This window comes from Bilifractor sp. LCP19S3_H10 (assembly GCF_052119185.1).
Lineage (GTDB): Bacteria > Bacillota > Clostridia > Lachnospirales > Lachnospiraceae > Bilifractor.
The window spans coordinates 181,979-207,438 of the sequence record NZ_JBQKFT010000006.1 but is presented as its reverse complement, the minus strand read 5'-3'; the positions used below and the strand labels follow the sequence as shown (position 1 = coordinate 207,438).

Below are 25,460 nucleotides of genomic sequence, written 5' to 3'. Positions count from 1 at the left end.
CCTTATTAAGTGAAAACTGCTTTAAATCATGAGTTTGGAATACATAGTCTGAAACATAATTACAGGCATCACGATAAACAGACATAGTTTCATCAAGCAAAACCTTGTCTGTATCAGTGGCGACTATTTGAACTTTCGCTGTTATCGTCATCTGTTCCATAGATGTACTCCTTTTGTTGACATTTCACTAAATATAGTATAATCGCAGTTAGTGAAAGTCAATAACTATCAGAGGTAAACTATGAGAAATAGATATAATCGTCATAACAGACGAAAATACAGCCTAAAAGTACATATAGTTCTTGTAACTAAATATTGTAAGCAACTATTAAAAGGTTCTATTGCTGACGATGTTAAGCAAAAGATTTTTGATATAGCCAATACTCGGGACTACGAAATAATTGCTATGGAAACAGACAAAGACCACATACATTTCTTAATAAGTTATGATACGACTGATAGGGTTTGTGACATTGTTAAGATTGTAAAGCAAGAAACAACATATTAACTATGGCAAAAGTATAGTTCGTTTCTGTCTCAACAGTATTGGAAGAAAAGGATACTTTGGTCAGACGGATACTTTGCTTGCAGTATTGGAGAAGTATCGTCAGCGACTATACAAAAGTATATTGAGAGTCAGGGTTGATGGCCAAAGATTTATAAGGCTCCTCCCACCACCTGAAGGTAGTGGGTTTCCGCCTATGGTTGACGAAAGGATTAAATTTATGAAGTATGGAGAATCTCTTCGAAAAGTGCAGGAAACAAAGCCTGCGGTGCAGTGTATCACCAATTTTGTCACGGTCAATGACTGCGCGAATATCATTCTTGCGGCAGGAGGAACACCGGCGATGACGATGGATGTCCGCGAGGTCCGCGAGGGAGTGGAGGGAATGAATGCCCTTGTCTGCAATCTCGGAGCGATTGAATCGGTAGACAGCATGATCATTGCCGGACAGCATGCGAATGAGCTGGGAATCCCGGTTGTTCTGGATCCGGTCGCTGCCGGCAGCACAACGCTGCGGCGGTACAGCATCCGGGAGCTTCTGGAGACGGTCCATTTTACCGCAATCCGGGGAAATGCCTCTGAGATTCGTGCGATCGAGGCGGGAGGCCTTGAGGCGAAAACCGGGAGGGGTGTGGATGTCAGCGCGGAGGATGAGATTACCGCGGACACTCTCAAGAAGAGCATTGAGATGGCGGAAAAACTGGCTCTGCGGATCCGAAGCGTCATAGCCTTATCCGGAGAGACAGATATCGTGACTGACGGAGACCAGACAGTGATTCTCCATAATGGGTGCGCAACGATGGCACGAATTACCGGAAGCGGATGCATGCTTACTTCGCTGATCGGAGCGTTCTGCGGTGCCGACAGAGAGAATTCCTTCCGTGCTGTCGTGAGTGCAATGACGGTGATGGGCCTTGCGGGAGAGATCGCGGAACAGAAGCGTCTGGAGAAGGGAACCGGAAACGCCACCTTCCGCACAGATCTGATCGATGCCGTCTTCAACATGACTCCGGAGAAGGTGGATCAGGGCATCCGGTGTCAGGAGGAACAGAGAAATGCGGAAAAAGTACGCGATTTTTGATGTGGACGGCACGCTGGCGGATTCGATGCGGTACTGGGATCATCTCGCGGAGGATTATCTCGGCGGTCTGGGCATTCATGCATCCGGGGAGGAGCTTGCACCGATTGAAACGATGACGATGTCGGAGAGCTCAGCGTATTTCATTCACAGATACAGTCTTTCGAAAACGCCCGGAGAAGTGATGGAGGAAATGTTTTCTCTGATACGAAAGCATTATGAAGAGGATATTCCGCTGAAGGAGGGAGCCGCCGCTTATCTCCGGAATCTCCGGGAACGGGGTGTGCGCATGTGCGTCGCAACGGCAAATGACACCGCGCTTTCCAGGGCGTGTTTCCGGCGGAACGGAATTCTGGAATATTTTGACTTTTTTGTGAGCTGTGAGGAAATCGGCAGGGGAAAGCGGGAACCAGAGATTTATGATTTCTGCAGGGAGAAAATGGCCGATGAGGCAGGCACCTCTCTCCTGCCGTCTGATGTTGCGGTGTTTGAGGATGCTGCCTATTGTCTGGAAACCGCTTCAGATGCCGGGTATTATACCGTTGCGTTGTTCGAGCGCAGCTATGAAAGGGACTGGGACAGAATCCGGAGAATTGCCGATGAATCCTATGTGAGCTGGAAGGACGTGATGCAGCAGGCTGGCAGAATACCGTGTGATAAGGTGGAAGGGCGCGGTGTAATAGTCTGCCAGAAAATACAGCGTGATAAGCTGTAAACACGTGACGCGAGTGGCTTTGACGGATGTATTGTAAGAAGGTGGAGAAATGCTCCCTGGAAAGTCAAAAGTACACAGCGTGAAAAATGCAACGAGATAAAACACGCTGCGCGAGTTTTATCTCGCTATCGCGACGCTCGCCGCACACGAATACTTCGCATTCGGCTGCGGCTCACTGTTCGCGTAAAAAAAGGCTGCCGCAAGTGATGCGATCCGTAAAGGAAAACAAGCTGCGGCAGCCTTTCTGACTGTGTCAGAATATTATATTCAGATTCTTGATATTCAGATTCTTGCGACTCCGCTCTCACGGGCAGCCTTAGCGACAGCTTCGGCAACAGCAGTCTTTACTCTCGGATCAAATGCCTTCGGAAGAATGTAATCTGCGGAAAGCTCCTTGTCGGAGACAAGGCCGGCGATTGCCTTTGCAGCGGCGATCTTCATCTCGTCATTGATGTCGGATGCGCGTACATCCAGAGCTCCGCGGAAGATGCCCGGGAAGCAGAGAACGTTGTTGATCTGGTTCGGGAAGTCACTTCTTCCGGTCGATACAACTGCTGCGCCTGCAGCCTTTGCGTCATCCGGGTAGATTTCCGGTACCGGGTTTGCGCACGCAAAAATGATCGGATCCTTTGCCATGCTGCGAACCATATCCTGAGTCAGTGTGCCGGGTGCGGAAACACCGATAAATACATCAGCTCCCTTGATGACGTCTGCCAGAGTGCCGGACTCATGTGAGCGGTTTGTGATCTTTGCCATCTCTTCCTTGACCGGGTTCAGTCCTTCACGGCCCTCATAGATTGCGCCCTTGCGGTCAGTCATGATAACATTCTTGAGACCCATGGAGATCAGGAGCTTGATGATAGCGATTCCGGCAGCGCCGGCACCGGATGTGACGATCTTGATATCCTCGATGTTCTTGCCGACAACCTTGAGCGCATTCATCAGGCCTGCAAGGGTGATAACCGCGGTTCCATGCTGGTCATCATGGAAAATCGGAATATCGGTGCACTTCTTCAGCTTCTCTTCGATCTCAAAGCATCTCGGAGCAGCGATGTCCTCGAGGTTGATGCCGCCGAAGGATCCGGAAATGAGAGAAACGGTCTTTACGATCTCGTCTACATCATGTGTTTTTACACAGATCGGGATTGCGTCTACATCGCCGAAAGCCTTGAAGAGCGCGCATTTTCCTTCCATAACCGGCATTCCTGCCTCCGGTCCGATGTCGCCCAGGCCGAGTACTGCGGAGCCGTCTGTTACAACTGCGACGGTGTTCCATCTTCTGGTCAGCTCGTAACTTTTATTGATATCCTTCTGGATCTCAAGACAGGGCTGCGCAACACCCGGAGTGTATGCAAGACTCAGCGCCTCGGCACTGTCTACTTCAGCTCTCAGCTTGATTTCAATTTTACCCTTCCACTCATAGTGCTTTTTCAGGGATTCCTTTGCGTAATCCATTTGATTATCCTCCATATATGAATATGAATTTATAAATATGAATTGAAATTGTTACCGAATAAGAATTGCTGCTGTACAAAAATAATGGTTATCGTCAGATTAATGGTTATCGTCTGGAAACCGTTACCGTACAGAATTTGTCCAGCCGCAATATGCCTTCCGGAACAGGTTACCACTCCGGAGGCATTACTGTAAAGGGAATCAGTAATTGCCGGCGAAGAATTTGGAATCTTTGTTGACCTGATATCCCTCGAAGTATTTGCTGAAATCCATGTGCAGGTAGGAGCAGAGGTTGCTGAGCTCTACCATGGTATTGTCGTTTACCGGAATACCGTTTTCTCTTCTGTCTTTCTCTGCAAAAATTTCCTTTTCTCCATGCGTATAGATCTGTTCCTGACCTTCTGCCTTCGGGCTCTCACGAAGTCTCTGAAGGTAATCGGAGAAGTTCTTCTTGATGGCTTCCGCATCTCCGAAGAAGGCGGGATTGATCGCGATGAAGCCATGGCAGATTCCGGTTTTATCCTTGAAGGTGCAGCATTGATCCGAGTTCACGCCGTTTGAGAGGATGGAACTGAGGATTTCGCAGACCATGCCCCATCCGTAACCCTTGTGGCTTCCGGTCAGAGGATCATTTCCACCCAGCGGCATGATGCCGCCGCCCTTCTTTGCTACGATATTGGACAGAACGGTCGGCGCGTCACTGCATGGATTACCGTTGGCGTCGAGAGCCCATCTTTCCGGAAGCGGTTTTCCGGCTTTGTTGTACATCTCCAGCTTTCCTCTGGTGACAACTGTTGTAGATGCATCGAAAAGGAAGGGGAACGGGTCGGCAGGAACGGCAACCGCAATCGGATTGGAGCCAATCATTGCCTTTCTTCCGAACGTGGGAACCATGATCGCCTCAGAGTTTGTCGCGGCGACACCGATCAGTCCCTGGTCACTTGCCATCTTTGCGTAGTATCCGGCAATTCCGAAATGATTGGATTCACGGACGGATACAATTCCGACACCGGTGGTCTTTGCCTTCTCGATTGCCTTATTCATTGCAAAATAAGCATTGAGCTGGCCCATTCCATTATGTCCGTCAATAACTGCGGATACGGGTGTCTCAAATACAACTTCGGGTTTTGCGGTCGGATGAATTGTTCCCTTTTCAATTCCCTTGTGGTAGCGGACCATCCTCTGCATGCCGTGGCTTTCAATTCCGTAGAGATCAGCGGTCAGCAGAACATCCTTGATGATTTTTCCTTCTTCATCGGAAAATCCGAAATTGTGAAAAACATCGGTGCAAAAACGATTCAGTGTTTCATAGCTCCATTTAACGTACCCCATTGTACTGCTCCTTCTGGTATATTTACCATGATTGTTGCTTTGATTGGTAATACCAATATAACACTGCACATATTGAAATTCAATGATGATTTCCCGGATGAACAAGACAAAAACAGCGACTGTGACCGTCTGCGTTCTGCCCGGGGTCCTGGAAGCTGAAGATCAATGAGAGTAGGGAAAGTCCGAGAAGGACGAACGGGGACATGCGGAAATGAAGCTTCCAAAGGGCCCCGAAACAAAAAAACAGAAGGAGCTCTTCTCGAAATCGGGAAATTTTGTGGTAATATAAGTAAGCGTAGAGGATATGAATCTAAACAGAAAATATGTAAACCTGCATGTCCTGCAAGGCAGGGCGTCACAGATAATATTCTGCGAAGCACAGAGCAATCCGCAGCTTATACAGTGTGTTTCGCGGGGACTTATACAGTTTGTGGCACGACTTATCGCATGGGGGTTATTGTATAAAGACAGGATGTAAAACGGGGAGAAACCGATGACAGAGCAGGTTGTTTTTCAAAAAGTAAATAAAGAAGATGCAGTGAATGATATACTCGATCAGATCATAAAGGCAATCGAAGATGGCCTGCTTCATGAGGGAGATGCGCTTCCCACGGAGAGGAAGATGGCGGAGCAGATGACTGTGTCCCGGCCGGTGGTGCGTGAGGCGCTTCATTCTCTCCGGCTGCTCGGCATCATTCATTCGGTGCAGGGAGGCGCGAATTATATCACAGATGACTTTAACCAGTGCATGATCACACCGCTCACGCTTCTGTTCCGGATGAACCGGAGCACAGTGACGCAGGTGCAGCAGCTGCGTTCTTCACTTGAAGTGGAATCTGCCTCTCTTGCGGCCGAAAAATGTACTGAGGAGGACGCTGCCGAGCTGGAATGGTATCTCAAAAAGCTGGACCAGGAGGAGAATGACCGGGAGCGTGCATCTCTTGACCGGGAGCTTCATCTGAAGATCGCCTCAATTGCGGATAATCCCATGATCTATCAGGTTCTGTGCGCATCCTCCGTATTGATTGAGAACATGATCACAGATATCCGCGCTCTGGTCATGCAGAAGGAAAAATCTACAAAAGGCATTGATCAGGAACACCGGAATCTGGTTCGGGCAATAATGTCGCACGATACGCGGGATGCTCGACGTCGGATGAACGAGCACATGTGGACGGTGACCGGCTATGTCAGAACGATTGAGGAGAATAAACGTTCCTGCGGGGAAGGCTGATCTATTTACGTCCTTTACGAAGCCTCCGTCACAGGAAATGCAGTCAATGAAAATCTAAAACGTAAAATCAAAACGTAAATTCAAAATGTAAAATCAAAACGTAAATCAAGGGCGATGACAGATGTGGGCCTATTTTTATTTTACGGGGAAGTGTGAACAACCGGTACTGCCCTCTGCTCCACGCTGGTTGAGAAGACGATCTGGGTCTTGGTGCGGCCGAATTTCTGGAGCTCATTGATGAAATGATCCAGTTCTGTCGTACTCTGGAACATGACCTCGATGAGCATCGAGTAATCACCCGTCACACAGTTGCACTCCACCACGTTCGGGATCGACTTGATATAGGGATAAAACTCGGGTTTCTGATTCGGTTCGACCTCCAGGTTGATGAACGCCTTAATATGATAATCCAGCATCATAGGGTTGATCTGTGCGTGATATCCCAGGATGACGCCCTGCTCCTCCAGCTTGTCCAGCCTTGCAGAGACGGAGGGCGAGGACAGAAAGACCTTTGCTGCCAGGTCCTTGAGAGGGATTCTGCCGTCCTTCTGCAGGATATTCAGTATCTTGATATCGATGGCATCCAGCTTTTTCAAAATTTTACCTCCATGAAATCCATCCAAATACATAATTCAGGAAAAAATTCCATCTACAAAATTCAGAAAAGAAGTTCATCCATGAAATTGAGGAAAATGATCCATCTACATAGAAATTGAGGAAAATAATTCATCTACAAAATTCAGGAAGAAAATCCGTTCACAAAACAGAACAGCAATCCATCCGTGGAATCCAGGGAAAAATCCAGGAAAATAGAAAAAGAGGCACCGGCTGATCTTTTCAGCTGGTACCTCTCTGTACTGCCCTAATTATAAACCTTCCGGCGTCAGATGCAAGTGAGAAGTTTACAAAGGGCTTTATTTTATTCGTCATAACGGAAATTAACTTCATTTATTTCGTGAGAACGCCCCGGATTTCTTCTCTTTCAATCATTTCAACTTAAGATATTTACATCGGGTTTTCAGAGTGCTATTCTCGCGTCATCCGGAAGGACAGTCGGTGAAGACGTCCGAAAAGTTTAATGAGTGCTCAAATTTCATTCAGGACATTTGGAGGGAAACATCATGGAGATTTTTGAGAAGATCACAGCAGGAACTCGTCTGGAAGCTGATTCCATCGGCACGCTGGAGGTGCCGGAGGATGCCTATTACGGAGTGCAGTCTCTTCGGGCAAAGAGGAATTTTCCGATCACCGGCACCGGACTCCATCCCCTGTTTATTCGGAACCTGGCGAGAATCAAGCTCGCGGCGGCCGAGACAAACAAGAAAAGCGGAAAGCTGAAGCCGGAAAAGGCAGATGCCATCGCAAAGGCATGCCGCGAGATCATGAGAGGCAGGCTTACAGAGTCCTTCATCGTGGACGGAATTCAGGGCGGAGCCGGAACCAGTGCAAACATGAACGCGAATGAGGTTGTGGCAAACAGGGCAATCGAGCTTCTTGGAGGCAAAAAAGGCGATTATTCCGTCATTCATCCAAATGATGATGTCAACATGTGCCAGTCAACCAACGATGTGATTCCGACATGCGGCAAGCTGACTGCTCTCGATCTTCTCTCCGTCCTTGACGGTGAGCTGGAAGCGCTTGCAGACAGCCTCTCTGAAAAATCTGAAGAATTTGATCATATTCTCAAAATCGGACGCACACAGCTCCAGGATGCTGTCCCCATGCGTCTCGGTCAGACCTTCCATTCCTATGCATCGATGGTTTCCAGAGACCGCGATCGTCTTCTGCATCTCAAGAAAGAACTCTACACGGTGAATATGGGCGCGACAGCCATAGGTACCGCGATCAATACCTCCGATTTTTATTTTTACAATATTGTCCCGACACTTGCAAAAATCACCGGTTATCCGCTTACGCAGGCAGCGGATCTGTTTGATGCGACCGAAAATCTCGACAGCTTCGTGACGATTTCCTCCGGACTGAAAACATGTGCGGTTGACCTCTCCAAGATGTGCAATGACCTTCGTCTGCTCTCCAGCGGACCGCGGGCGGGAATCGGCGAGATCTCTCTTCCGGCGATGCAGAACGGATCTTCGATCATGCCCGGAAAGGTCAACCCGGTAATTCCCGAGGTTGTGACGCAGGTGGCATTTGAGGTCGCCGGCAATGATATGACCATCACCATGGCAGCGGAAGCCGGGCAGATGGAGCTGAATGCGTTTGAGCCTGTTCTGTTCTACAATCTGTTTGACTCAGTTTCTGAGCTGACGCACGCGGTGAACACGCTGCGTGTGAACTGCATCGATGGAATTACAGCGAATGAGGAAAGATGCGGGGAGCTTCTGAATGCAAGCGTTGGAATTGCCACTGCTTTGAATCCGTATATCGGATACAGGAAAGCCGCGGAAATCGCAAAGAAATCCCTGAAGACCAGCGTGCCGGTGAAGGAGCTGGTGCTTCAGGAAAAGCTGATGACAGCAGGCGATCTCGAGCTGGTGCTTGATGCCTACAGTCTGACGTCAATCCATACGGGAAGAACCGCAAGCAGCGCAGTCTGAAAACGTGATAGACGAAAAGTCCGTAAACAGGAGCGGGGCCTGAACCAATACTGATGAGAAGGGCCGCAAGCAGCGCAGGCCTGGCCAGGGAAGGTGGGAAGGACCGCGGCTGCTCAGCTCCTGTCGAAAACGATCGAGAGAACCACAAAGATCAGGAGCAGGAAGGGATAGAATAAATAAGGAATGATCGATACGGTGGAGACCCCGGAGAGACTGGCTGCAATCAGAAGCTGTGCGCCGTAGGGGATAATGCCCTGAAAGATGCAGGAGCAGGTGTCCAGAAGGGACGCGGTTTTCTGCGGCTGTATCTGATATTCCGTGCTTACGGTTTTGGCGATGGGCGCGGCGACGACGATGGCAACGGTATTGTTTGCTGTCGCGATATCCATCAGGCCGGTAAGAAAGGCAATGCCGAACATGGCACCCCGCTTGCTGTGGGAAAATTTCCGGATCAGCTCCAGGATCGCCTCAAAGCCTCCGTACTCTTCCATCAGCGCGCTGATGGAGGCGACAAGAATGGTGACGATCATGGTTTCGAACATCGACGATGTGCCGGTACCCATGGAGGAAAACGCGGTGGCAAAACTGAGTTCTCCGAGCAGACCGCCCATGATCAGGAACAGGAGAATCCCGACTCCAAGGACAACGAAGACATTGGTTCCGAGAAGGGCCATGACAAGAACCGCAAAATATGGGAGCGCAAGGCCGAACTGGAAAGGATAATTTCCGAGTTCGGCTTTTCCGCCGTTCAGGGCAATGACGCAGAGAATTGCCAGCGTGAGTACGGCGGCCGGGAGGGCGATCCGGATATTCGCGCGGAATTTATCCTTCATCTCAACGCCCTGTGTCTTGGTGGCCGCAATCGTCGTGTCGGAAATGAAGGAGAGATTGTCTCCGAACATGGCACCGCCCACGACGGTACCGACACAGAGAGGCAGGTAAAACCCGGCTGTTTTTGCGACGGAAGCGGCGATCGGCACCAGTACGGTTATCGTGCCGACACTGGTACCCATTGACATGGAAATCAGGCAGGCAATGACGAAAAGACCGGGAATGGCAAATCGGCCCGGTATGATATTCAGAAGCAGGTTGGCGGTACTCTCCACTCCGCCCGCCTGGTTGGCAATTCCGCTGAAAGCGCCTGCCATCAGGAAAATAAAGAGCATGATCGTGATGTTGTCATCGCCGATTCCTCTGGCGCAGATATGGATCTTCTCATCAAAGGAAAGAGAAGGATTCTGGAGAAAGGCGACGATCAGTGCCAGACCAAAAGCCACGACGACAGACATGATATAGAAGCCCATTTCTCCCTTAACAGGGTGGATATATTCAAAATAAATACCAGATCCCAGGTACAGGACGAGAAATACCAGGATGGGGATGAGTGCCTTTGGGTTTGACTGCTTCTTCCTGTGATTTGCAGTGTTGTTTTGTTCAGACATTTTCTTTCTCCCGAAATAAGTTAATGGTGAATACGAATATTACAGATACAGGTTTACCGATACGGGTTTACAAATACGGATATATTAATAATATTTCATAAGGAGGCGATGTTCAAGAAAAACGGCTGTTGTTCCAGCCGTTTTTTCATGAATTTTTCCTGATATTCAGCATTCTTTGGCCAGTACTTTCAGGACTTCGTACATCGACAAATTCCGGTAAAACTGTTATGATGGTTCGTTGTCAAGTTAAAAGTGTTGAATCACTGGGTTAAATCATTGCGCCAGACATGTTAAATCTGCCGAAACGCAGAAGCTCAGCAGAAAGAATTTGTCTATGCACATAACAGATGTCTGGAACGGAGGAAATTATGAGTATAAAGGAAGTCCTCGGAAAGGGGAAGCACTGGTTTCTGAAGGCAGTAAGGCCGGAACCAAAACCGCCGCGGCATCCGAAACTGGTGCAGTTTCTGAACCGATATGCCCTTATTTTTCATTTTGCCGCGTCGTTTTTCGGATATCTGCTTATTGAGGCGCTGTCGAGACATTCCTTCGGGGCGGCGGTAACATTTCTGGATGATCACACCAAGGTTTTCCTGTATAATACACTGCTGATTTTTCTGAGTTCACTGATCGTATTTCTGTTCCGGAGACGAACCTTCTGGAGAATACTGGTTCTGACCTTCTGGATGCTCCTTGGAATCAGCAACAGCATATTGCTGGCGAACCGTGTGACGCCGCTGACCGGACCGGATCTGACGGCGCTGAGCGAAGGAGCTTCTGTAGTCACGAAGTATCTGTCCGGCTGGGAGATCGGGGTGATATACGCACTTATTATTGCTCTTGTGGCCGGTCTTATTGTGCTGCTGTGCCGCTCTCCGCGCTATCAGGGAAAGACGCACAGGATTCCGGTGCTGATCGGGATTGTACTCTCCTGCTTCGGTTTCTGGGGACTGACCCGGGTGATGGTAAATGTGCGCCTGCTTTCCGCTTATTTTGAAAACATTGCCTATGCGTATGAGGATTACGGTTTTCCGTACTGTCTGACGGTTACGGTTCTGGATACCGGAATATCAAAGCCGGACAATTACTCCAAGGCGATGGTGGATCAGATCATTGCGGATGAGCATGATGAGGAGAAAACCACCTCAGATACGGACAATCTCCCGAATATTATTATTGTGCAGTGCGAGACATTTTTTGACCCGACCCGTATGAAAAATCTCACGTTCTCCGAGGACCCGCTTCCGAACTGGCACAAGCTGGAAAAGGAATACACCTCCGGTCTGTATCAGGTGCCGGTCGTGGGTGCCGGCACGGTAAACACTGAATTTGAGACCCTGACCGGAATGAGCATGCGGTTCTTCGGAGCCGGTGAGTATCCTTATAAGGGCATCCTCAGGGAAGAAACCTGTGAGAGTGCGGCAACCGTGCTGAAAAATCTGGGATTCTCCGCGCATGCGGTCCATGACAATGAGGCGAACTTTTACAGCCGCCGCAAGGTGTACGCGGATTTCGGATTCGATACGTTTACTTCGGGCGAGTACATGGACACGCAGAATGACGTGAATGAGAACGGATGGATGCGCGATGAGAATCTGATCACTCCGATCAACGACGCGCTGGATTCCACATCCGGGAAGGATTTTGTCTTTACTGTTTCTGTTCAGCCTCACGGCTCCTATCCGAGTGAGCATATCATTGATAATCCGGAGATTACAGTGACGGGGACTGACACAGACGCGGAGAACGCCGCGTGGGAGTATTACGTGAATCAGCTGCACGAGGAGGATCAGTTCATCGCGGACCTGATTCAGGATGTGGAGAACCGGGGTGAACCTGCAGTGGTTCTGTTCTACGGGGATCATCTCCCAACGATGGGCCTTTCCGATGAGGATCTGAATTACGGTTCGATCTATCAGACCAATTACCTTCTGTGGGACAATATCGGCCTGAAGAAGGAAAGTAAAGATATCACAGCATATCAGGCGGCAGCGGACCTGTTTGACAAGCTTGATATTCATGACGGCGTGATGTTCCGGTATCAGCAGACGATGCAGAACAGCGAGAGCTATACCTTCGACATGCAGACGCTTCAGTACGATATACTGTACGGAAAACGATATGTGTACAACAAGACAAATCCGTTTAAAAAGTCCGATCTCCGGCTGGGCGTGAAGCCGATTGTTATTAATGGAATTACAAAGCTGGCGAACGGAACGTATTACATCAGCGGTGAAAATTTCACACAGTCATGTAAGGTGGTTATCGACGGAAAGCTGGACAACGATACGATCTATGTGAACAACCAGACGCTGATGGTAAATGATCAGGATCTGAATGAAGACAGCATGATAAAGGTAGCGGTTCAGTCAAATTCCAGCACACACAAGGTATTGAGCAGCACGTACGCATATAAATATAGTTGGTTCACTGGCTAAGGATTGCGGGAGTGCGAAGCAAGGAGCAATCCGCAGCTTATCCGGTATCATAACAGAACAGCTCTTCGAAAACCCAGACAGAATAAAGATAAGAATAAAGATAAGAAAAGAAAAAGGGGGCCGCACCAGGTGATTCGTGCGACACCCCCTTTTTAACGAATGAAATCCGGCTGGGAGTTCTGATTTTTATGAATTTTTCAGAGCCATTCAGACGTCTACGCGCACATCGGCCTCCGCTTCTGCTTCCGCCTTGAAGTCTGCGATCTGTCCGGGACTGAGCTCCGGGAGCTGATCTGTCGATTCCACACCGAAGTAGCGGAGAAATTTTTCTGTGGTGCCCAGAAGAATCGGCCGGCCAGGAACATTAAGGCGTCCGAGCTCCTGAATCAGATCATATTCCAGAAGCTTGTTGACCGCGTGCTCGGAGCTGACGCCGCGGATCTGTTCGATCTGCGCCTTTGTGACCGGCTGTTTGTATGCGATGATGGAGAGGGTCTCCAGAATGACATCGGTAAGCTGGGGTTTCTTTGGATGTCTGGCGAGCGTGATCAGCTGGCCGTAATACTGTTTCTTTGTGGAAAGCTGCCAGGAGTTGTCGAGATCAAGAAGCTGAATGCCGGATTCCGGCCGGCTCAGCCTTTTCTGCAGGGAGCGCAGAGCCTTCTCGGTCTGCGAGGAGGTGCGGCCTACGGCAGAGGCGAGACGCGACAGCTCAACGGAATCTCCCATCGCAAAGAGAAGAGCCTCAAGGGCTCCCTCCAGAGTTGTGTCCTCCGTTTCGGTGAAGCGAAGGTTATCGTCCTGCCGGGAGTCGGAGTTTTCCGGACCGGATCCGGTATCTTTACGCATATTGGGAGCGGAATGTTGTGAGTCGGAGTTTTCCGGACCGGATCCGGTATCCTTACGCATATCGGGAGCGGACTGCCGGGAGGAATCCGCTGAGTGACCGGGTTCGGAACGGGGAGCTGTATCAGCTGTTGTTTCAGGTGTAGTATCCGGGTCTGTTTCTTTATTTTCGCTTGCTTTTTTTGTTTCTATTTCTTCTGCCATCTGCAATTACCATTTTCTCAGAACAGTTCATTAAAAGGTTTGTTGCCTGCGTCCTCCCGGTAGGCGTCTCCGGCGAGGGCGGTTTCGTGTTCATTCTCCAGGGATTCAATTTCAATATCGCCGAAGAGCTCATCCTGGGTGCAGTGAATCTTGCCGAGTTTCATGAGCTCAAGCACTGCCAGGAACGTAACGACAGCGTTCATTTTCGTCGGCTGTTTTTCCAGCAGTCTCCGGAAGGAGACTTTTCTCTTCTTGCGGGTCACGATCTGGACATAATCCAGCTTGTCGGGGAGAGAAACCTCATCTCTTTCAATATGGCCGAATTTACTCCGGATCGGGTCGATTTTGTCCTTCTGCCGTTTCAGTACGAATTCGAAGATTTCGTGAAGCCTTTCCAGTGTGACACCGTCCAGAAGCTGCGCCGGATCTACCGGCGGCGAATAGCGTGCCACCTCCTTCGGAAGGTGCTGCCTTCGCGTGACGAGCTCTCCCGCATCCTCCGCATATTCGCGCAGATGCCTGGAAATCTCCTTGTATTCCTTGTATTCGAGAAGCTGCTGCACGAGGTTTTCGCGCGGATCAATCTCCTCGCCGGTTTCTTCATCGACCTCTCTGGGCAGGAGCATCCGGCATTTGATGTCGATCAGCGTTGCCGCCATCACCATGAATTCACTGGTGACATTCATGTCTTCGTGGTCCATCTGCCGGACATATTCCAGATACTGATCGGTAATTTCAGAAATGGGAATATCATAGATATCTATTTTGTTTTTGTCAATGAGATGCAGGAGAAGATCCAGAGGACCTTGAAATACCTGGAGATTTACAGATATTGCCACTTCGAAGAGATTTCCTTTCTGAATGGAAGCTGTCAGGACTGAGAATTCTCATTTACATGAATTACTACGGTCACGATCTCCCTCGGATTATGGATCCTGACGGGGATGGTGTGTTCTCCGCAGCCGGAACTTACTATAACACTTTTTCCGTTTTTTTGGAATAAGCCGTAGGCTTTTCCGGTAAGAAGACAGAGATCAGGGCTGATCAGCCCTCCGTGCTTTCCAAAACGTGCGACTCCCCCGTGGTAATGTCCGCAGAGAGTCAGATCAGCGCCCCATTCCAGATAGGCATCCATACCGGATGGGTTGTGTGCGAGAAGAATACTGATCTGGTCTGAAGGAGGCGTCCCGGGATTCTGATCTGTGCGGAAAGCCTCTGTAATCGCGGAACAGGGAAGAGTTTCGTGATGGATTCTGCCATAGTAGCGGCGATCCATGCTGAAGCCGCAGATGCAGACCGGGAGGCCGTGCACGGTGAATTCGCGCGATTCGTTCTGGAGCAGAATGAGGTGTCCGGATTGCTGCAGAGCGCGCTGGTAGCGGGTATACATGTCGCCGTACACCTCCGGGTAGATCCGTGTGCGATACTCGTGATTGCCCATGGCGAGATAGATATTTCCTGCAGGATCTCCGTTCTCATGAACAGAGGCCCATTTCCCGGCAAGACAGGTGAGAAAATCAGCCGCGGGAGCGACAGGGTATCCGGGCTTCCCGATAATGCTGTCTCCGCCGCACAGAATGAGATCCGGGCGGTTTTTCTGCAGAATGGTTTCGATGCGGGAGATTTCCTCAGGACTGCAGCAATTGTGCATGTCAGTGAAAAAGCAGACGGTAAGCGTGCCTGAGGGAAGTCCGGGTTTTTTGAGATTGAGGTTGTAGCGGGTATCTTTGTATCTTTTCATGAATATAAATAAAACGAAGAAAGCTCTGGCATTTACATGTCAGAGCTTTTCATGTGCAAATTAATTATATTTACGTTTTCTTGCTGCTTCGGATTTCTTCTTGCGACGAACACTCGGCTTCTCGTAGTGCTCTCTCTTACGGATCTCCTGCTGGATTCCAGCCTTAGCGCAGCTTCTCTTGAAACGACGTAACGCGCTATCCAGTGTTTCGTTCTCTTTTACGATAACGTTTGCCATATGCCCAAACCTAACCTCCCTCCAGTTGTAAGATTGTGCTAAATACAACTGTTTGGGTATTTTTGCACTCACTTTATTATAGCAAATTTTTTATTTTCGTCAAGGGAAAATTTAATTTTGACGGGTTGACGGATGGGGTGTTTTTTTATTGCATATTTAACTATGCCCGGATCGGATCATTCAGCTTCATAGGGCATGCCGCTTCATCCCATTCTTCCAGGGAACGGCATCCGTCTACTCGTCCGCCCCCTGTCCTTCCTGTTTCCATCCTTCAGCAATGGAAAAAAGATAATGTTCATATGCTCTTTTTGCGGCAAAAAATCCCTGTCGGTGAATATGAACCTGTTCGCCGCCCTGCATGACAAAGGTCAGCAGCTCGCGGTCTATACCGCAAATCTTCGAGAGGTTGACCAGAAAGCTCTTATGGCAGCGGAAAAAATACTTCTCCGGGAATTTGTTTATCTCGTCATCCAGTTTTCCGCGGAAGATCAGTTCTTCTCCGTCATCCATGTGCAGACAGATGCTTTTCCCTCTCTGTTCTGCAAAAAGAATGCAGTCAAAAGGCACTCGTATCCTCTCACGTACCGATTCACATTCGAAATGAGGCTCAGATTCCTTCTTGTGAATAACATCCTGGATCAGTTCCCGGATATCCTCCGGTTTTACAGGTTTCTCCAGATAACGGGCGGCACGAAGACGATAGGATTCCAGCGCAAAATCCTGACTGGTTGTGGCAATGGCTGCCACTACGCGTGTATCTTTTCTGCGGATCTGTTCCAGCGCGTCAATTCCGGTCATCCGTTCCATATAGATGTCAAGTATCAGAAGATCGAATTTCCCGGGAAAAAAATGATCCAGCAGATCTTCAGCGCTTTCAAACGCCTCTGCGGTTATTTTTTCTGCGGAATCCGTCACCATATTCAGAAGCCGGATGCGTGATTCCTTATTATCTTCACATATGCCTATCCGAAGCTGCTCCATTTCTCAACCGTTCCTTTTCGGGACTTTTATTCACGCAGGCAGGCAAGCCTGCCTGCTGTGTATTATATTACATTTTGCTAAGTCCGACTAGTACAGCACCTATAATAAACGCGGCAGCAATAATACTGATAATTCCTGCGATCATTGTGAGGATAGACCCTTTTCAGATTTCCGGTTTCTTCTTGTGTGAACCGAATTTGATTGATTTACTCGGCCTCGATTTCCTTAATGATACATTCATTTCCCCTGAGGAGCCATGTCTCTCCACTCTGACAGTAGGGGCATTCCCGTCCGTACTCTACGGTCGGGTAGGTTCTTCTGCAGTGATTGCACCAGGTCACTGCAGGGATCGTCTCAAGCTTCAGTTCTGCCGACTTTAATACGGGATGGCGCACCTTGAAATAGTCCCAGCAGTCGGTGAAATAGTCCGTCATGATGCCGGAGACCTCTCCGACCTGCAGTGTGACAGAACCGATTTTCGTAATGTTCTGTTCCTTTGCGAGATCATCCAGTGTCTTCGCGAGATGAGTTACGATTCCCATTTCATGCATAGCCGTTCTCCGTCACCTGCGCGCTGCCTTTTTTTCGCGGGCTTCCTTTCGGATGATTTTAATCTCCCGCTTCATTGCATAAGGCGCGATCGCCTTCATCTTATCTTCAGAACGGAAGAATCTGCTGCAGTCCGGAAGGTCCCGCTCCAGATGGATCGCATCGAATTCACAGCGGGTGGTGCACAGGCCGCATCCGATGCAGCGGTTGATATCGACTGTTGTTGCGCCGCATCCGAGACAGCGGTCCGCCTCCTGATGTACCTGCTCTTCGGTCAGCGGAAGTCTTGTATCGTCGAAACGGTCCTCGACCTTACGGGATCCGGGGACGCAGCGTTTGGCATGATCATAGCCGAGAGGAACGGTGATATCCTCTTTGTCGAGCTCGATGAATTCCCGGAGATCACGGGCAATCGTGAGAGACTGACCTTCATGTACGAAGCGGTGCATAGATTCCGCTCCCTTCTTGCCGTCGGCAATGGCGTCAATGGCGAAACGGGCGCCGTGGTTGATATCGCCTCCGGCGAAAATGTCCGGTTCTCCGGTCTGGAAGGTAACCGGGTCGCAGATAATGGTGCCGCCTCGCCGTGTCTGTGCTTTTGTACCTTTCAGAAGATCGCCCCAGACAGCAGACTGGCCGATTGCCTCCAGTACGTTCTTGCAGGGAACGGTGATTGTCGTTTCTTCGTCATACTGGGGATCAAAGCGTCCGTCGGGGTTCTTGACCCGGGTGCATTTCCTGAACACAACGCCGGTTACCTTTCCATCTTCTGTCAGGATCTCTTTCGGACCCCATCCGTTCTTCACTTCAATGCCCTCGGCCTTTGCGTCTTCAACCTCATCGGCAGCGGCAGGCATTTCATCTGCGCCTTCCAGACAGATCATGGTGATGTGTCCGTCTGTCGTACGCTGTGCTGTCCTTGCTACATCGACGGCTACGTTGCCGCCGCCTACCACCACGACATCTCCGGTCAGTTTTACGCTGTGATCGCGATTCACGCGATTCAGGAAGCCTATACCGGACTCTACACCCGCGGCATCCTCTCCGGGCACACCGGCGCTTCTGCCGCCTGAGAGACCAATGGATACGTAGAAGGCGCGATATCCCTGCGCTCTGAGATCGGCTATGCTGACATCCCTTCCGATCTCTACACCGCAGCGGAACTCAATTCCCATTTCGCGGAGCATATCGATCTCTGCATCGACAAGATCCTTTGAGAGACGGAAGGACGGCATGCCGTACGTGAGCATTCCACCGGGCTTTTTTTCTTTTTCAAAAATTGTGACCGGATATCCTTTGGTCCGGAGGTAATAAGCACAGGACATGCCGGCAGGACCGGAGCCGATCACTGCCATTTTATAATTATCGTCCCAGAAGCCGCCCTCGTCACGCTCGCATACGGGAAGGATAGATTTGCGGAAAGCGGGATCGATCTCCTGCTGCGCGACGAATTTCTTGATCTCGTCGATCGCGACAGGACTGTCCACCGTACCTCTCGTGCAGGCATCCTCACAGCGGCGGTTACAGATGGCTCCGCAGACAGCCGGGAACGGATTATCCTGACGGATCAGCTTCAGCGCGTCCTCGTACCTGCCTTCTTTTGCCATTTTCACATAGCCCTGCACCGCGATATGCGCCGGACAAGCTGTCTTACAGGGGGAAGTTCCGGTGTCATAACAATTAATCTTCGCGTCCTCCCGGTAATGAATGTTCCAGTTGTCAGCGGTCCAGCGGGTTTCATCCGGCAGCAGCGTCAGCGGGTATTTCACCTCACTTCCGTCCTTTTTGCAGAGCTTCTGACCAAGTTTGGCTGCGCCGACCGGACATACCTCCACACACTTTCCGCAGGCTACGCAGTTTTCTTTTTTTACATGCGCACGATATGCGGAACGGGACATATTGGGGGTATTGTAGAGCTGAGAGGTGCGGATCGCATTGCAGACACCGGGCGCACAGTTGCAGAGTCCGACGATTTTATCTTCGCCGTCAATATTTGTTGTCTGATGGACAAAGCCATGCCGCTCTGCCCTCTCGCAGGCCTCCAGCGCCTCCTCCTTCGTAATATAATGGCCGCGGCCGGTATTCACGCACCACTCAGCGAGATCGCCAAGGCCGATGCAGCACTCCTGCTCGATGGAACCGTCGCCCTCTCCGCGGATCCGCTGCTGCCGGCGGCAGGTGCAGACACCGATGGAAAGCTTGCCCTCATATTTATCCAGCCAATGCGAGATGTGCTCAAGCGGTACGGATGTGGAAACGGATTCGATCGCTTTTTCTACGGGGATGACATGCATGCCGATGCCCGCGCCGCCCATGGGAACCATGGGCGTAATGCCCTCCAGGGGCATCTGGGTCATCAGGTTAAAAAATGTCGCGATATTCGGGTGCTCTGCCATCAGCTTATCGTTCATGACCATGAACTCGGCGATGCCCGGAACAAAAATCGGCACATCGTACCACAGCTCTTTTGCCGGGTTCTCACGATTCGTCTCAATGCAGCCGACCCACATCAGGTGTTCCAGCATTTGATTGATCTGCGTCTCTGTAAACGCAGGGTTCATTTTCACGAGCTGCGCGTGGCTGTAGTTTGTCCTGGGTTTCTTGAAACTGAGCATGAACTTTACTTCATCCTTGTTCATGACCTCATCGAGGCACCAGACCTCCGGGTCGTCCGGACGAATGGTATGGGTGTATTTTGCCACATAACGGTCCGTAATCATACCAGCCAGACGAATCAGCAGCTTCAGCTTTTCTCTGTCCGGATAGACAAAATTTTCCGGAAGCCGGTAATCACGTTCGTTCGTCATTCGGTTCTTCTGTTCGTTCATATAAAATCCTCTCCTTTTCTTCTCTTGTGCGCGGCATTCCCCCGAAAGCCGGCACTGTTTCTGATCCGGCGGCTTTGTAAATCAGACGCTTAGATATAAGTCAGACACGGAATATCTGGCCATGAGGACTTCAGACACAGTCTATCTGGCCATGAGGACTTCAGACACAGTCTATCTGGCCATGAGGACTTCAGACACAGAATATCTGGTCATCAGGTTTTCAGACACAGGATATCTCCGGTCATAAGTGCTTCAGACGCCGGACTTCCAGTTATGTACGGCGTTTCGAAGCCATTCCTCCCATGCGGCCATCCCCTCTCCGGTTTTCGCCGAGACGGGAAAGATCTGTATGGCGGGATGAAGAGCTCTTACCCGCTGTATGCAGGCGTCCATGTCAAAATCAAAATATGGCAGCGCGTCAATCTTGGAGATGACGAGCGCGTCGCTGGTTCGGAACATCAGCGGATACTTCAGCGGTTTGTCGTCGCCCTCCGGGACGCTGAGTATCATGACATTTTTTCCCGCTCCGGTATCGAACTCGGCCGGGCAGATCAGGTTTCCGACATTTTCCAGAAAAGCCAGATCGATGCCCTCATATCCCAGTTCATCAAGTCCCCTTGCCGTCATTCCTGCGTCCATGTGACACATGCCGTCGGTGTGGACCTGAATTGTCTTCGCTCCCAGACGGTCCATCCGCCTGGCATCCACATCGGAATCGATATCGGCCTCCAGCACGGCGATCTTCAGCTTGTCATCCGCTCTTCGGTGTCCGGCATCGCCACTGCACTCGTCCTGAAGATCGCGGATCGTTCGCGCCAGCAGTGTCGTCTTGCCGGAACCCGGACTGCTCATCAAATTGATCAGCAGCGTCCCTCTTCTCTTCATCTCTTCACGAAGTGCTTCTGCATCACGGTCATTTGACGCGGTTACGCTCTCGTGCAGTTCGATTACCTTCATCGCGCATTCACCTCCCGCTTCAGCCAGCTGATCCAGGCAGCAAAGCCCTCTCCCGTCTTTGCTGAAAGAGGAAGAACCGGCATCTCCGCTGAGCGCCGGTCTGCTTTTTTCCGCTGTGCGGAGACATTTTCGCGCAGCCTGTCAAAATCAAAATCGAAGATCGCAGCCGTATCCGACTTGCTGACCACAAGTAAGTCGCTTACCTGAAACATCAGCGGATACTTCAGCGGTTTGTCATCGCCTTCCGGCACGCTGAGAATCATCACCCGCTTATCCGCACCAACATCGAACTCTGCCGGGCAGACAAGATTACCGACATTTTCGAGAAATACAAGATCCAGGCCGTCCACGCCCATCTCATCAAGGCCTTTTTGTGTCATCACGGCATCCATGTGACAGGAGCCTCCGGTATGAACCTGAATGACCTTTGCGCCGGCTTCTGCCACCGTCCTTGCATCTACGTCGCTGTCTACATCTGCTTCCATCACACCGATGCGGTATGTGTCTTTCAGCTTCCGGATCGTGCGAGCGAGAAGTGTTGTCTTGCCGGCTCCCGGTGAAGCCATGAGATTGATCAGAAAGACTCCCTTCTCTCTCATCCTGGATCGCACCGCATCCGCGATGCTGTCATTGTCCTCCATAATGCGGTTCTTAACTTCAATCACTTTGAATTCGTCATTATTCATGTACAATATGCCCCTTTAAATGATCGATCTTAAAATTATAACATAAATATCAGCTTTATAGAAACATATTTTGTGCATTATTTACTGATTTACGGGCTTCCCGTGAGGCGTGTTATTCCTGCCGGATCAATGGATGTGTACCGAAAGCACAGGTGAGAGATTCCGTTGTTTGCAGGAAGTTGTTCAAAGGAATAAGAAAAAAACGCAGACAGTACCGCCGCGCGTATTACGCGCGAAGCGGTTCTGTCTGCGTTCCAACGGTGTGCGCCATTTGTGTGAGTGTGTTTCACCGGTCTGTGCCGTTGTGTAAGTGCGTTTCACCGGTCTGTGCCGTTGTGTAAGTGCGTTTCACCGGTCTGTGCTGTTTGTGTGACTGTGATTCACTGGTCTGTGTCATTCGTCTGACTGCAGGCAGCTTTCTGTTCCGCGGTGGGAACCTCTGTGCTGTCAGCGCCGTTTGTCCTGGCGGGAAAGATTTTTGTGAGAAGCATCATGATGACAATCAGCACAATGGTGACGATAAAGATTCCGAGCATCCCGAGGCCCATAACCTTCAGTGATCCAAGAAATGTATTCATTTTCAATCTCCTTTCAGAGTCCTCTTCAGAGAGGTATCTGTTTTTTCAATGTTTCCGCTGAGTTCTTCAGGAATTTCATCAGCCTGTTCAAAGAGAGGGCCTTTATAAGTGAAACTCTAATTATAAGAAATGTCCTCTATAAGAAAAACGTTAAGAAAAACGTTCGCGCGGTCATGCCAGCGGTACAAGGCTCAGGATCAGACCGCCTGCGATAACGGATGCGATCTGGCCGGAGACATTGACGCCTGTGGCCTGCATGATCAGAACATTGGAAGGATCCTCTTTGATGCCCATCTGGGTGATGACTCTGGCAGACATCGGAAAGGCGGATATGCCGCAGGCTCCGATCATCGGGTTGACCTTTTTGTTCTTTGGCAGAAACAGGTTCAGGAGTTTCGCAAAGAGTACGCCTCCGACAGTGTCAAAAATAAACGCGATGAGTCCGAGAAGGAGGATCAGCAGAGTCCTGATATTGAGGAAGTCTTCGGAACGCATCTGTGATGCCACTGTGATTCCAAGCATCAGAGTGATGATGTTGGCGAGGGAGTGCTGGGCCGTATCGGAAAGCGAATCCAGAACTCCGCATTCGCGGACGAGATTTCCGAACATCAGAAAGCCCACCAGGGCGACAGACCGCGGTGCTACAATTCCCGCGATGATGGTGATGCAGACCGGGAACAGAATTTTCACCGGTTTTGACACACTCTGCGGATTGTAGGACATGTGCATGGCGCGTTCCTTTTTTGTCGTCACCGCCCGGATGACCGGCGGCTGAATGATCGGCACAAGAGCCATATAGGAGTAGGCAGCAACGATAATCGCTCCGAGGTATCTGGAGTGAAAATAGTTGGCGACAAAGATGGAGGTCGGTCCGTCTGCCGCTCCTATGATGCCGACGGAAGCGGCATCCTGCAGGCTGAAGCCAAAGAGGGCCGCCAGACTCAGCGTGAAAAAAATGCCGAACTGGGCTGCTGCACCGAACAGCATCATCAGCGGATTGGACAGAAGCGGCGTAAAGTCGATCATGGCTCCAATGCCGATAAAGAGCAGGAGCAGAAAGATCTCGTTGGAAATTCCTGCATTGAAGAGAGTATCGAGTGGCCCCTGTGTCAGTACCCCATTGATTGTCTGCGTGACTGCTCCCGACATCGGGAGATTCACCAGAACTGCGCCAAACCCCATTGGTACCAGTAAAGAAGGCTCCATTTTTTTTACAATGCCCAGATAGATCAGTATACCTCCAATGATCCACATGACAGCCATCTGCCATGTGATGTTCCCCGCATTGGAAAACAGCTCCATAATTCCCTGCATAATTTTGAGTCCTTTCTACAATTTTTCATGCTGCGTGCATCGATCTGCATTTGTACTTCTGACTTAAGCTGACAAATTAAGCTGCTTTTATCGGAAATGAGGTCTGCCGCGCAGAGTCATCCACGGAAGACTCTGTCAGCAGCCGCCCGATACTCTGAAAGTCTTTTTGTCTTATAAAGCTTATGAATCAGACGGTCAGAATCCGGGAAATTCTCTTTCATGAATGGCCACAGCTCCAGCATATGCCGAATGGACACGTATTCATCACCCTGAAATGCATCCATGAAGGATTCCAGCATGGAATCGTGGAAAAGCTTCAGCTCCTCGGCAGTCAGAGAATCTCCTCCGCGGATTTCGCGCACCAGCGCCGGATTTCCGACGAGTCCGCGACCGATCATTATTGCATGTACTTCTGGAAATTTCTCTGCAATCTGCTCATAGTCGCGCACGGTCCGGATATCTCCATTGTAACACACCGGATTTTTTGATCTGCGAAGGCATTCTTCGAAGTAATCCAGATGTACCCGTCCCTGGTAGCCCTCGTCTCTCACTCGCGGGTGAATGGTCAGCTCTGAAATGGGGTAACGATTGTATATCTCCAGAAGAGAAAATACCTCTTCCGGATCGCTGACCCCTAGTCTGGTTTTGATTGAAATCTGCATTTTCCTGTCCGGGCCAGGGGAACTGCCGTAAGAATTCAGTTCCGGATTTTCGAAGCCGGAGGAACTGTCAGAAGAATTCTGTTCGGTCTCTTCGAATACACCGTCGAGAAGTCTTGTCAGAAGTTCCGGTTCGTCGAGGAGGCCGGATCCCTTCTTCTTGGCGGTCACGGTCTTTGAAGGACATCCCAGGTTGATATTAATCTCTGAATACCCGAGTTTTCCCGCGTATTGAATTCCTTTGCGGAAAGCCTCCGGATCGTTCCCGAGAAACTGGGGGACCAGAAAAATGTCCGGATTTTCTGCCGGATCCAGTTCCTTTTTGTCCCTACTCTTCAGCTTCAGATCTCTGGTCACGGAAAGAAACGGCGTATAATATTTATCGATTCCGGGGAAAAACCGGTGATGTACCTGCCGGTAAACCCTTCCGGTGATCCCCTCCATCGGTGCGAAGTATAGTTTCATTCTGTTTTCCCGTTGTGTCATGTGGTTTGTCTGTCGTTGTGAAATTCTTGTGGATGATTGGTGAGAAAACGAACGGGATCCAAAGCCTCTCGGGTTGGACCGGCTGAGACCAGGATCCGCTTGCCAACCAGATCCTTTTCAAATCCTATCACATGATCAAGGACTTCGTAAAGCTTTTGCGGTGAAACCATCTTGCCCTTGCCTGTTGCTCCGCAGGCAGGATACCCGGACTCAAAGGTGGCGATCCAGATGCTTCCGGATCTCCGGAAGAAGCGAACGGTCTGCCGGGAGCCAGTCAACATCTTCCAGATGAGCTGAATCCAGCCATCTGGCTGCCTCGTGTTCTAAAAGCGTAAGGCTGCCACTGCGAACAGTACAATAATAGCATTCCATGACCAGATGAAATCCAGGATAATCGATCTCGATGGTATCGATCAGAGAGCCTGGCGAAATTTCGGTGTCTAGTTCCTCGCGGATTTCCCGGCGGAGTGCCTCCTGCGGGGTCTCTCCGGGTTCTATCTTTCCTCCGGGGAACTCCCATTTGTCCTTAAATTCTCCGTAGCCTCTCTGGGTAGCGTATACTTTCCCATGATGAATGATCACGGCGGCAACCACATGTTTTGTATCCATTTTTTATTCTCACTTTCTGTATTGTTTA

The 25,460-nt window shown here is 50.1% G+C and carries 22 protein-coding genes and 3 pseudogenes; 6 read left to right on the top strand and 19 right to left on the bottom strand.

Features of this window, described 5'->3' with window-relative positions; genetic code table 11:
* A pseudogene (locus ACTQZS_RS07060) lies at window positions 1-160 on the bottom strand (RNA-guided endonuclease TnpB family protein); the annotation flags it as partial.
* Between the two features lie 81 nt (window positions 161-241).
* On the opposite strand from ACTQZS_RS07060, the pseudogene tnpA reads away from it, so the two are divergent.
* The 3 genes and pseudogenes from tnpA to ACTQZS_RS07045 all read left to right on the top strand — a co-directional run bounded on the left by tnpA (window position 242) and on the right by ACTQZS_RS07045 (window position 2,298).
* Window positions 242-646: pseudogene (gene tnpA / locus ACTQZS_RS07055) on the top strand (IS200/IS605 family transposase).
* 79 nt (window positions 647-725) lie between these two features.
* Window positions 726-1,586: a hydroxyethylthiazole kinase gene (thiM, locus tag ACTQZS_RS07050; RefSeq protein WP_441475183.1), complete on the top strand. Its 861-nt coding sequence runs from the start codon at window positions 726-728 to the stop codon at window positions 1,584-1,586.
* Window positions 1,561-2,298, top strand: coding sequence for an HAD family hydrolase (locus tag ACTQZS_RS07045; protein ID WP_441475182.1), 738 nt, complete (start codon window positions 1,561-1,563; stop codon window positions 2,296-2,298). Before thiM ends, ACTQZS_RS07045 begins: the two co-directional genes overlap by 26 nt.
* A gap of 282 nt (window positions 2,299-2,580) precedes the next feature.
* On the opposite strand, the gene ACTQZS_RS07040 is transcribed toward ACTQZS_RS07045, so the two are convergent.
* Together ACTQZS_RS07040 and ACTQZS_RS07035 are read right to left on the bottom strand one after the other, a co-directional pair.
* Window positions 2,581-3,753, bottom strand: coding sequence for an NAD(P)-dependent malic enzyme (locus ACTQZS_RS07040; RefSeq protein ID WP_441100287.1), 1,173 nt, complete (start codon window positions 3,751-3,753; stop codon window positions 2,581-2,583).
* Between the two features lie 201 nt (window positions 3,754-3,954).
* Window positions 3,955-5,085, bottom strand: coding sequence for an Ldh family oxidoreductase (locus tag ACTQZS_RS07035; RefSeq protein ID WP_441475181.1), 1,131 nt, complete (start codon window positions 5,083-5,085; stop codon window positions 3,955-3,957).
* A 493-nt stretch (window positions 5,086-5,578) separates the two neighbouring features.
* Between ACTQZS_RS07035 and ACTQZS_RS07030 the strand changes: the two genes are divergently transcribed.
* A complete protein-coding gene (locus ACTQZS_RS07030) occupies window positions 5,579-6,319 on the top strand; it encodes a FadR/GntR family transcriptional regulator (RefSeq protein WP_441475180.1) in 741 nt (246 codons plus the stop codon).
* 140 nt (window positions 6,320-6,459) lie between these two features.
* Here the strand turns inward: ACTQZS_RS07030 and ACTQZS_RS07025 are convergent, their stop codons facing one another.
* The gene (locus ACTQZS_RS07025) at window positions 6,460-6,906 is read right to left on the bottom strand and encodes an Lrp/AsnC family transcriptional regulator (protein ID WP_441475193.1); all 447 of its coding nucleotides are present in this window, start codon (window positions 6,904-6,906) and stop codon (window positions 6,460-6,462) included.
* Window positions 6,907-7,440: 534 nt separating this feature from the next.
* Here ACTQZS_RS07025 and ACTQZS_RS07020 point away from each other — a divergent pair.
* Complete coding sequence (locus ACTQZS_RS07020; RefSeq protein WP_441475179.1) at window positions 7,441-8,877, top strand: aspartate ammonia-lyase; 1,437 nt, start codon at window positions 7,441-7,443, stop codon at window positions 8,875-8,877.
* Between the two features lie 113 nt (window positions 8,878-8,990).
* On the opposite strand, the gene ACTQZS_RS07015 is transcribed toward ACTQZS_RS07020, so the two are convergent.
* Window positions 8,991-10,319 carry a Na+/H+ antiporter NhaC family protein gene (locus tag ACTQZS_RS07015; protein ID WP_441475178.1) on the bottom strand — a complete coding sequence of 443 codons (1,329 nt, stop codon included), beginning with the start codon at window positions 10,317-10,319 and terminating at the stop codon, window positions 8,991-8,993.
* A gap of 368 nt (window positions 10,320-10,687) precedes the next feature.
* Between ACTQZS_RS07015 and ACTQZS_RS07010 the strand changes: the two genes are divergently transcribed.
* The gene (locus ACTQZS_RS07010) at window positions 10,688-12,757 is read left to right on the top strand and encodes an LTA synthase family protein (RefSeq protein WP_441475177.1); all 2,070 of its coding nucleotides are present in this window, start codon (window positions 10,688-10,690) and stop codon (window positions 12,755-12,757) included.
* A 207-nt stretch (window positions 12,758-12,964) separates the two neighbouring features.
* Here ACTQZS_RS07010 and scpB read toward each other — a convergent pair whose 3' ends face one another.
* The 14 genes and pseudogenes from scpB to ACTQZS_RS06940 all read right to left on the bottom strand — a co-directional run bounded on the left by scpB (window position 12,965) and on the right by ACTQZS_RS06940 (window position 25,432).
* Entirely contained in the window at window positions 12,965-13,606 is a 642-nt protein-coding gene (scpB, locus tag ACTQZS_RS07005) for an SMC-Scp complex subunit ScpB (protein ID WP_441475192.1), read from the bottom strand.
* Between the two features lie 218 nt (window positions 13,607-13,824).
* Entirely contained in the window at window positions 13,825-14,646 is an 822-nt protein-coding gene (locus ACTQZS_RS07000; RefSeq protein WP_441100294.1) for a segregation and condensation protein A, read from the bottom strand.
* A gap of 32 nt (window positions 14,647-14,678) precedes the next feature.
* On the bottom strand, window positions 14,679-15,548 hold the full coding sequence (locus ACTQZS_RS06995) for a metallophosphoesterase (protein ID WP_441475176.1): 870 nt from the start codon (window positions 15,546-15,548) through the stop codon (window positions 14,679-14,681).
* Between the two features lie 60 nt (window positions 15,549-15,608).
* A complete protein-coding gene (rpsU, locus tag ACTQZS_RS06990) occupies window positions 15,609-15,785 on the bottom strand; it encodes a 30S ribosomal protein S21 (protein WP_004602251.1) in 177 nt (58 codons plus the stop codon).
* Window positions 15,786-16,019: 234 nt separating this feature from the next.
* Complete coding sequence (locus tag ACTQZS_RS06985; RefSeq protein ID WP_441475175.1) at window positions 16,020-16,766, bottom strand: LytR/AlgR family response regulator transcription factor; 747 nt, start codon at window positions 16,764-16,766, stop codon at window positions 16,020-16,022.
* Between the two features lie 206 nt (window positions 16,767-16,972).
* Window positions 16,973-17,317 (bottom strand): hydrogenase maturation nickel metallochaperone HypA, encoded by a 345-nt coding sequence (locus ACTQZS_RS06980; RefSeq protein ID WP_441475174.1) that lies wholly within the window; start codon window positions 17,315-17,317, stop codon window positions 16,973-16,975.
* A 12-nt stretch (window positions 17,318-17,329) separates the two neighbouring features.
* Window positions 17,330-20,122, bottom strand: a complete 2,793-nt coding sequence (locus ACTQZS_RS06975) for an FAD-dependent oxidoreductase (RefSeq protein WP_441475191.1) — start codon at window positions 20,120-20,122, stop codon at window positions 17,330-17,332.
* A 273-nt stretch (window positions 20,123-20,395) separates the two neighbouring features.
* The gene (gene hypB, locus ACTQZS_RS06970) at window positions 20,396-21,100 is read right to left on the bottom strand and encodes a hydrogenase nickel incorporation protein HypB (RefSeq protein ID WP_441475173.1); all 705 of its coding nucleotides are present in this window, start codon (window positions 21,098-21,100) and stop codon (window positions 20,396-20,398) included.
* On the bottom strand, window positions 21,097-21,786 hold the full coding sequence (gene hypB / locus ACTQZS_RS06965; RefSeq protein ID WP_441475172.1) for a hydrogenase nickel incorporation protein HypB: 690 nt from the start codon (window positions 21,784-21,786) through the stop codon (window positions 21,097-21,099). Before hypB (ACTQZS_RS06965) ends, hypB (ACTQZS_RS06970) begins: the two co-directional genes overlap by 4 nt.
* Window positions 21,787-22,166: 380 nt before the next feature.
* Window positions 22,167-22,364: an OadG family transporter subunit gene (locus ACTQZS_RS06960; RefSeq protein ID WP_441475171.1), complete on the bottom strand. Its 198-nt coding sequence runs from the start codon at window positions 22,362-22,364 to the stop codon at window positions 22,167-22,169.
* 171 nt (window positions 22,365-22,535) lie between these two features.
* Window positions 22,536-23,669 (bottom strand): sodium ion-translocating decarboxylase subunit beta, encoded by a 1,134-nt coding sequence (locus ACTQZS_RS06955; RefSeq protein WP_441100417.1) that lies wholly within the window; start codon window positions 23,667-23,669, stop codon window positions 22,536-22,538.
* Window positions 23,670-23,794: 125 nt separating this feature from the next.
* On the bottom strand, window positions 23,795-24,802 hold the full coding sequence (locus tag ACTQZS_RS06950; RefSeq protein ID WP_441475170.1) for a tRNA dihydrouridine synthase: 1,008 nt from the start codon (window positions 24,800-24,802) through the stop codon (window positions 23,795-23,797).
* 53 nt (window positions 24,803-24,855) lie between these two features.
* Window positions 24,856-25,029, bottom strand: a pseudogene (locus ACTQZS_RS06945) (phosphopantothenoylcysteine decarboxylase domain-containing protein); the annotation flags it as partial.
* A gap of 4 nt (window positions 25,030-25,033) precedes the next feature.
* Window positions 25,034-25,432, bottom strand: coding sequence for a (deoxy)nucleoside triphosphate pyrophosphohydrolase (locus tag ACTQZS_RS06940; RefSeq protein ID WP_441100303.1), 399 nt, complete (start codon window positions 25,430-25,432; stop codon window positions 25,034-25,036).
* Between the last annotated feature and the right edge of the window lie 28 nt (window positions 25,433-25,460).

What these genes read in the sequence shown, in the direction of transcription:
- thiM (WP_441475183.1), top strand. Translation starts at nt 726, where the DNA reads ATGAAGTATGGAGAATCTCTTCGAAAAGTGCAGGAAACAAAGCCTGCG.
- ACTQZS_RS07045 (WP_441475182.1), top strand. Translation starts at nt 1,561, where the DNA reads ATGCGGAAAAAGTACGCGATTTTTGATGTGGACGGCACGCTGGCGGAT.
- ACTQZS_RS07040 (WP_441100287.1), bottom strand. Translation starts at nt 3,753, where the DNA reads ATGGATTACGCAAAGGAATCCCTGAAAAAGCACTATGAGTGGAAGGGT.
- ACTQZS_RS07035 (WP_441475181.1), bottom strand. Translation starts at nt 5,085, where the DNA reads ATGGGGTACGTTAAATGGAGCTATGAAACACTGAATCGTTTTTGCACC.
- ACTQZS_RS07030 (WP_441475180.1), top strand. Translation starts at nt 5,579, where the DNA reads ATGACAGAGCAGGTTGTTTTTCAAAAAGTAAATAAAGAAGATGCAGTG.
- ACTQZS_RS07020 (WP_441475179.1), top strand. Translation starts at nt 7,441, where the DNA reads ATGGAGATTTTTGAGAAGATCACAGCAGGAACTCGTCTGGAAGCTGAT.
- ACTQZS_RS07015 (WP_441475178.1), bottom strand. Translation starts at nt 10,319, where the DNA reads ATGTCTGAACAAAACAACACTGCAAATCACAGGAAGAAGCAGTCAAAC.
- ACTQZS_RS07010 (WP_441475177.1), top strand. Translation starts at nt 10,688, where the DNA reads ATGAGTATAAAGGAAGTCCTCGGAAAGGGGAAGCACTGGTTTCTGAAG.
- scpB (WP_441475192.1), bottom strand. Translation starts at nt 13,606, where the DNA reads ATGCGTAAAGATACCGGATCCGGTCCGGAAAACTCCGACTCCCGGCAG.
- ACTQZS_RS06995 (WP_441475176.1), bottom strand. Translation starts at nt 15,548, where the DNA reads ATGAAAAGATACAAAGATACCCGCTACAACCTCAATCTCAAAAAACCC.
- rpsU (WP_004602251.1), bottom strand. Translation starts at nt 15,785, where the DNA reads ATGGCAAACGTTATCGTAAAAGAGAACGAAACACTGGATAGCGCGTTA.
- ACTQZS_RS06985 (WP_441475175.1), bottom strand. Translation starts at nt 16,766, where the DNA reads ATGGAGCAGCTTCGGATAGGCATATGTGAAGATAATAAGGAATCACGC.
- ACTQZS_RS06980 (WP_441475174.1), bottom strand. Translation starts at nt 17,317, where the DNA reads ATGCATGAAATGGGAATCGTAACTCATCTCGCGAAGACACTGGATGAT.
- ACTQZS_RS06975 (WP_441475191.1), bottom strand. Translation starts at nt 20,122, where the DNA reads ATGACGAACGAACGTGATTACCGGCTTCCGGAAAATTTTGTCTATCCG.
- hypB (WP_441475173.1), bottom strand. Translation starts at nt 21,100, where the DNA reads ATGAAGGTAATCGAACTGCACGAGAGCGTAACCGCGTCAAATGACCGT.
- hypB (WP_441475172.1), bottom strand. Translation starts at nt 21,786, where the DNA reads ATGAATAATGACGAATTCAAAGTGATTGAAGTTAAGAACCGCATTATG.
- ACTQZS_RS06960 (WP_441475171.1), bottom strand. Translation starts at nt 22,364, where the DNA reads ATGAATACATTTCTTGGATCACTGAAGGTTATGGGCCTCGGGATGCTC.
- ACTQZS_RS06950 (WP_441475170.1), bottom strand. Translation starts at nt 24,802, where the DNA reads ATGAAACTATACTTCGCACCGATGGAGGGGATCACCGGAAGGGTTTAC.
- ACTQZS_RS06940 (WP_441100303.1), bottom strand. Translation starts at nt 25,432, where the DNA reads ATGGATACAAAACATGTGGTTGCCGCCGTGATCATTCATCATGGGAAA.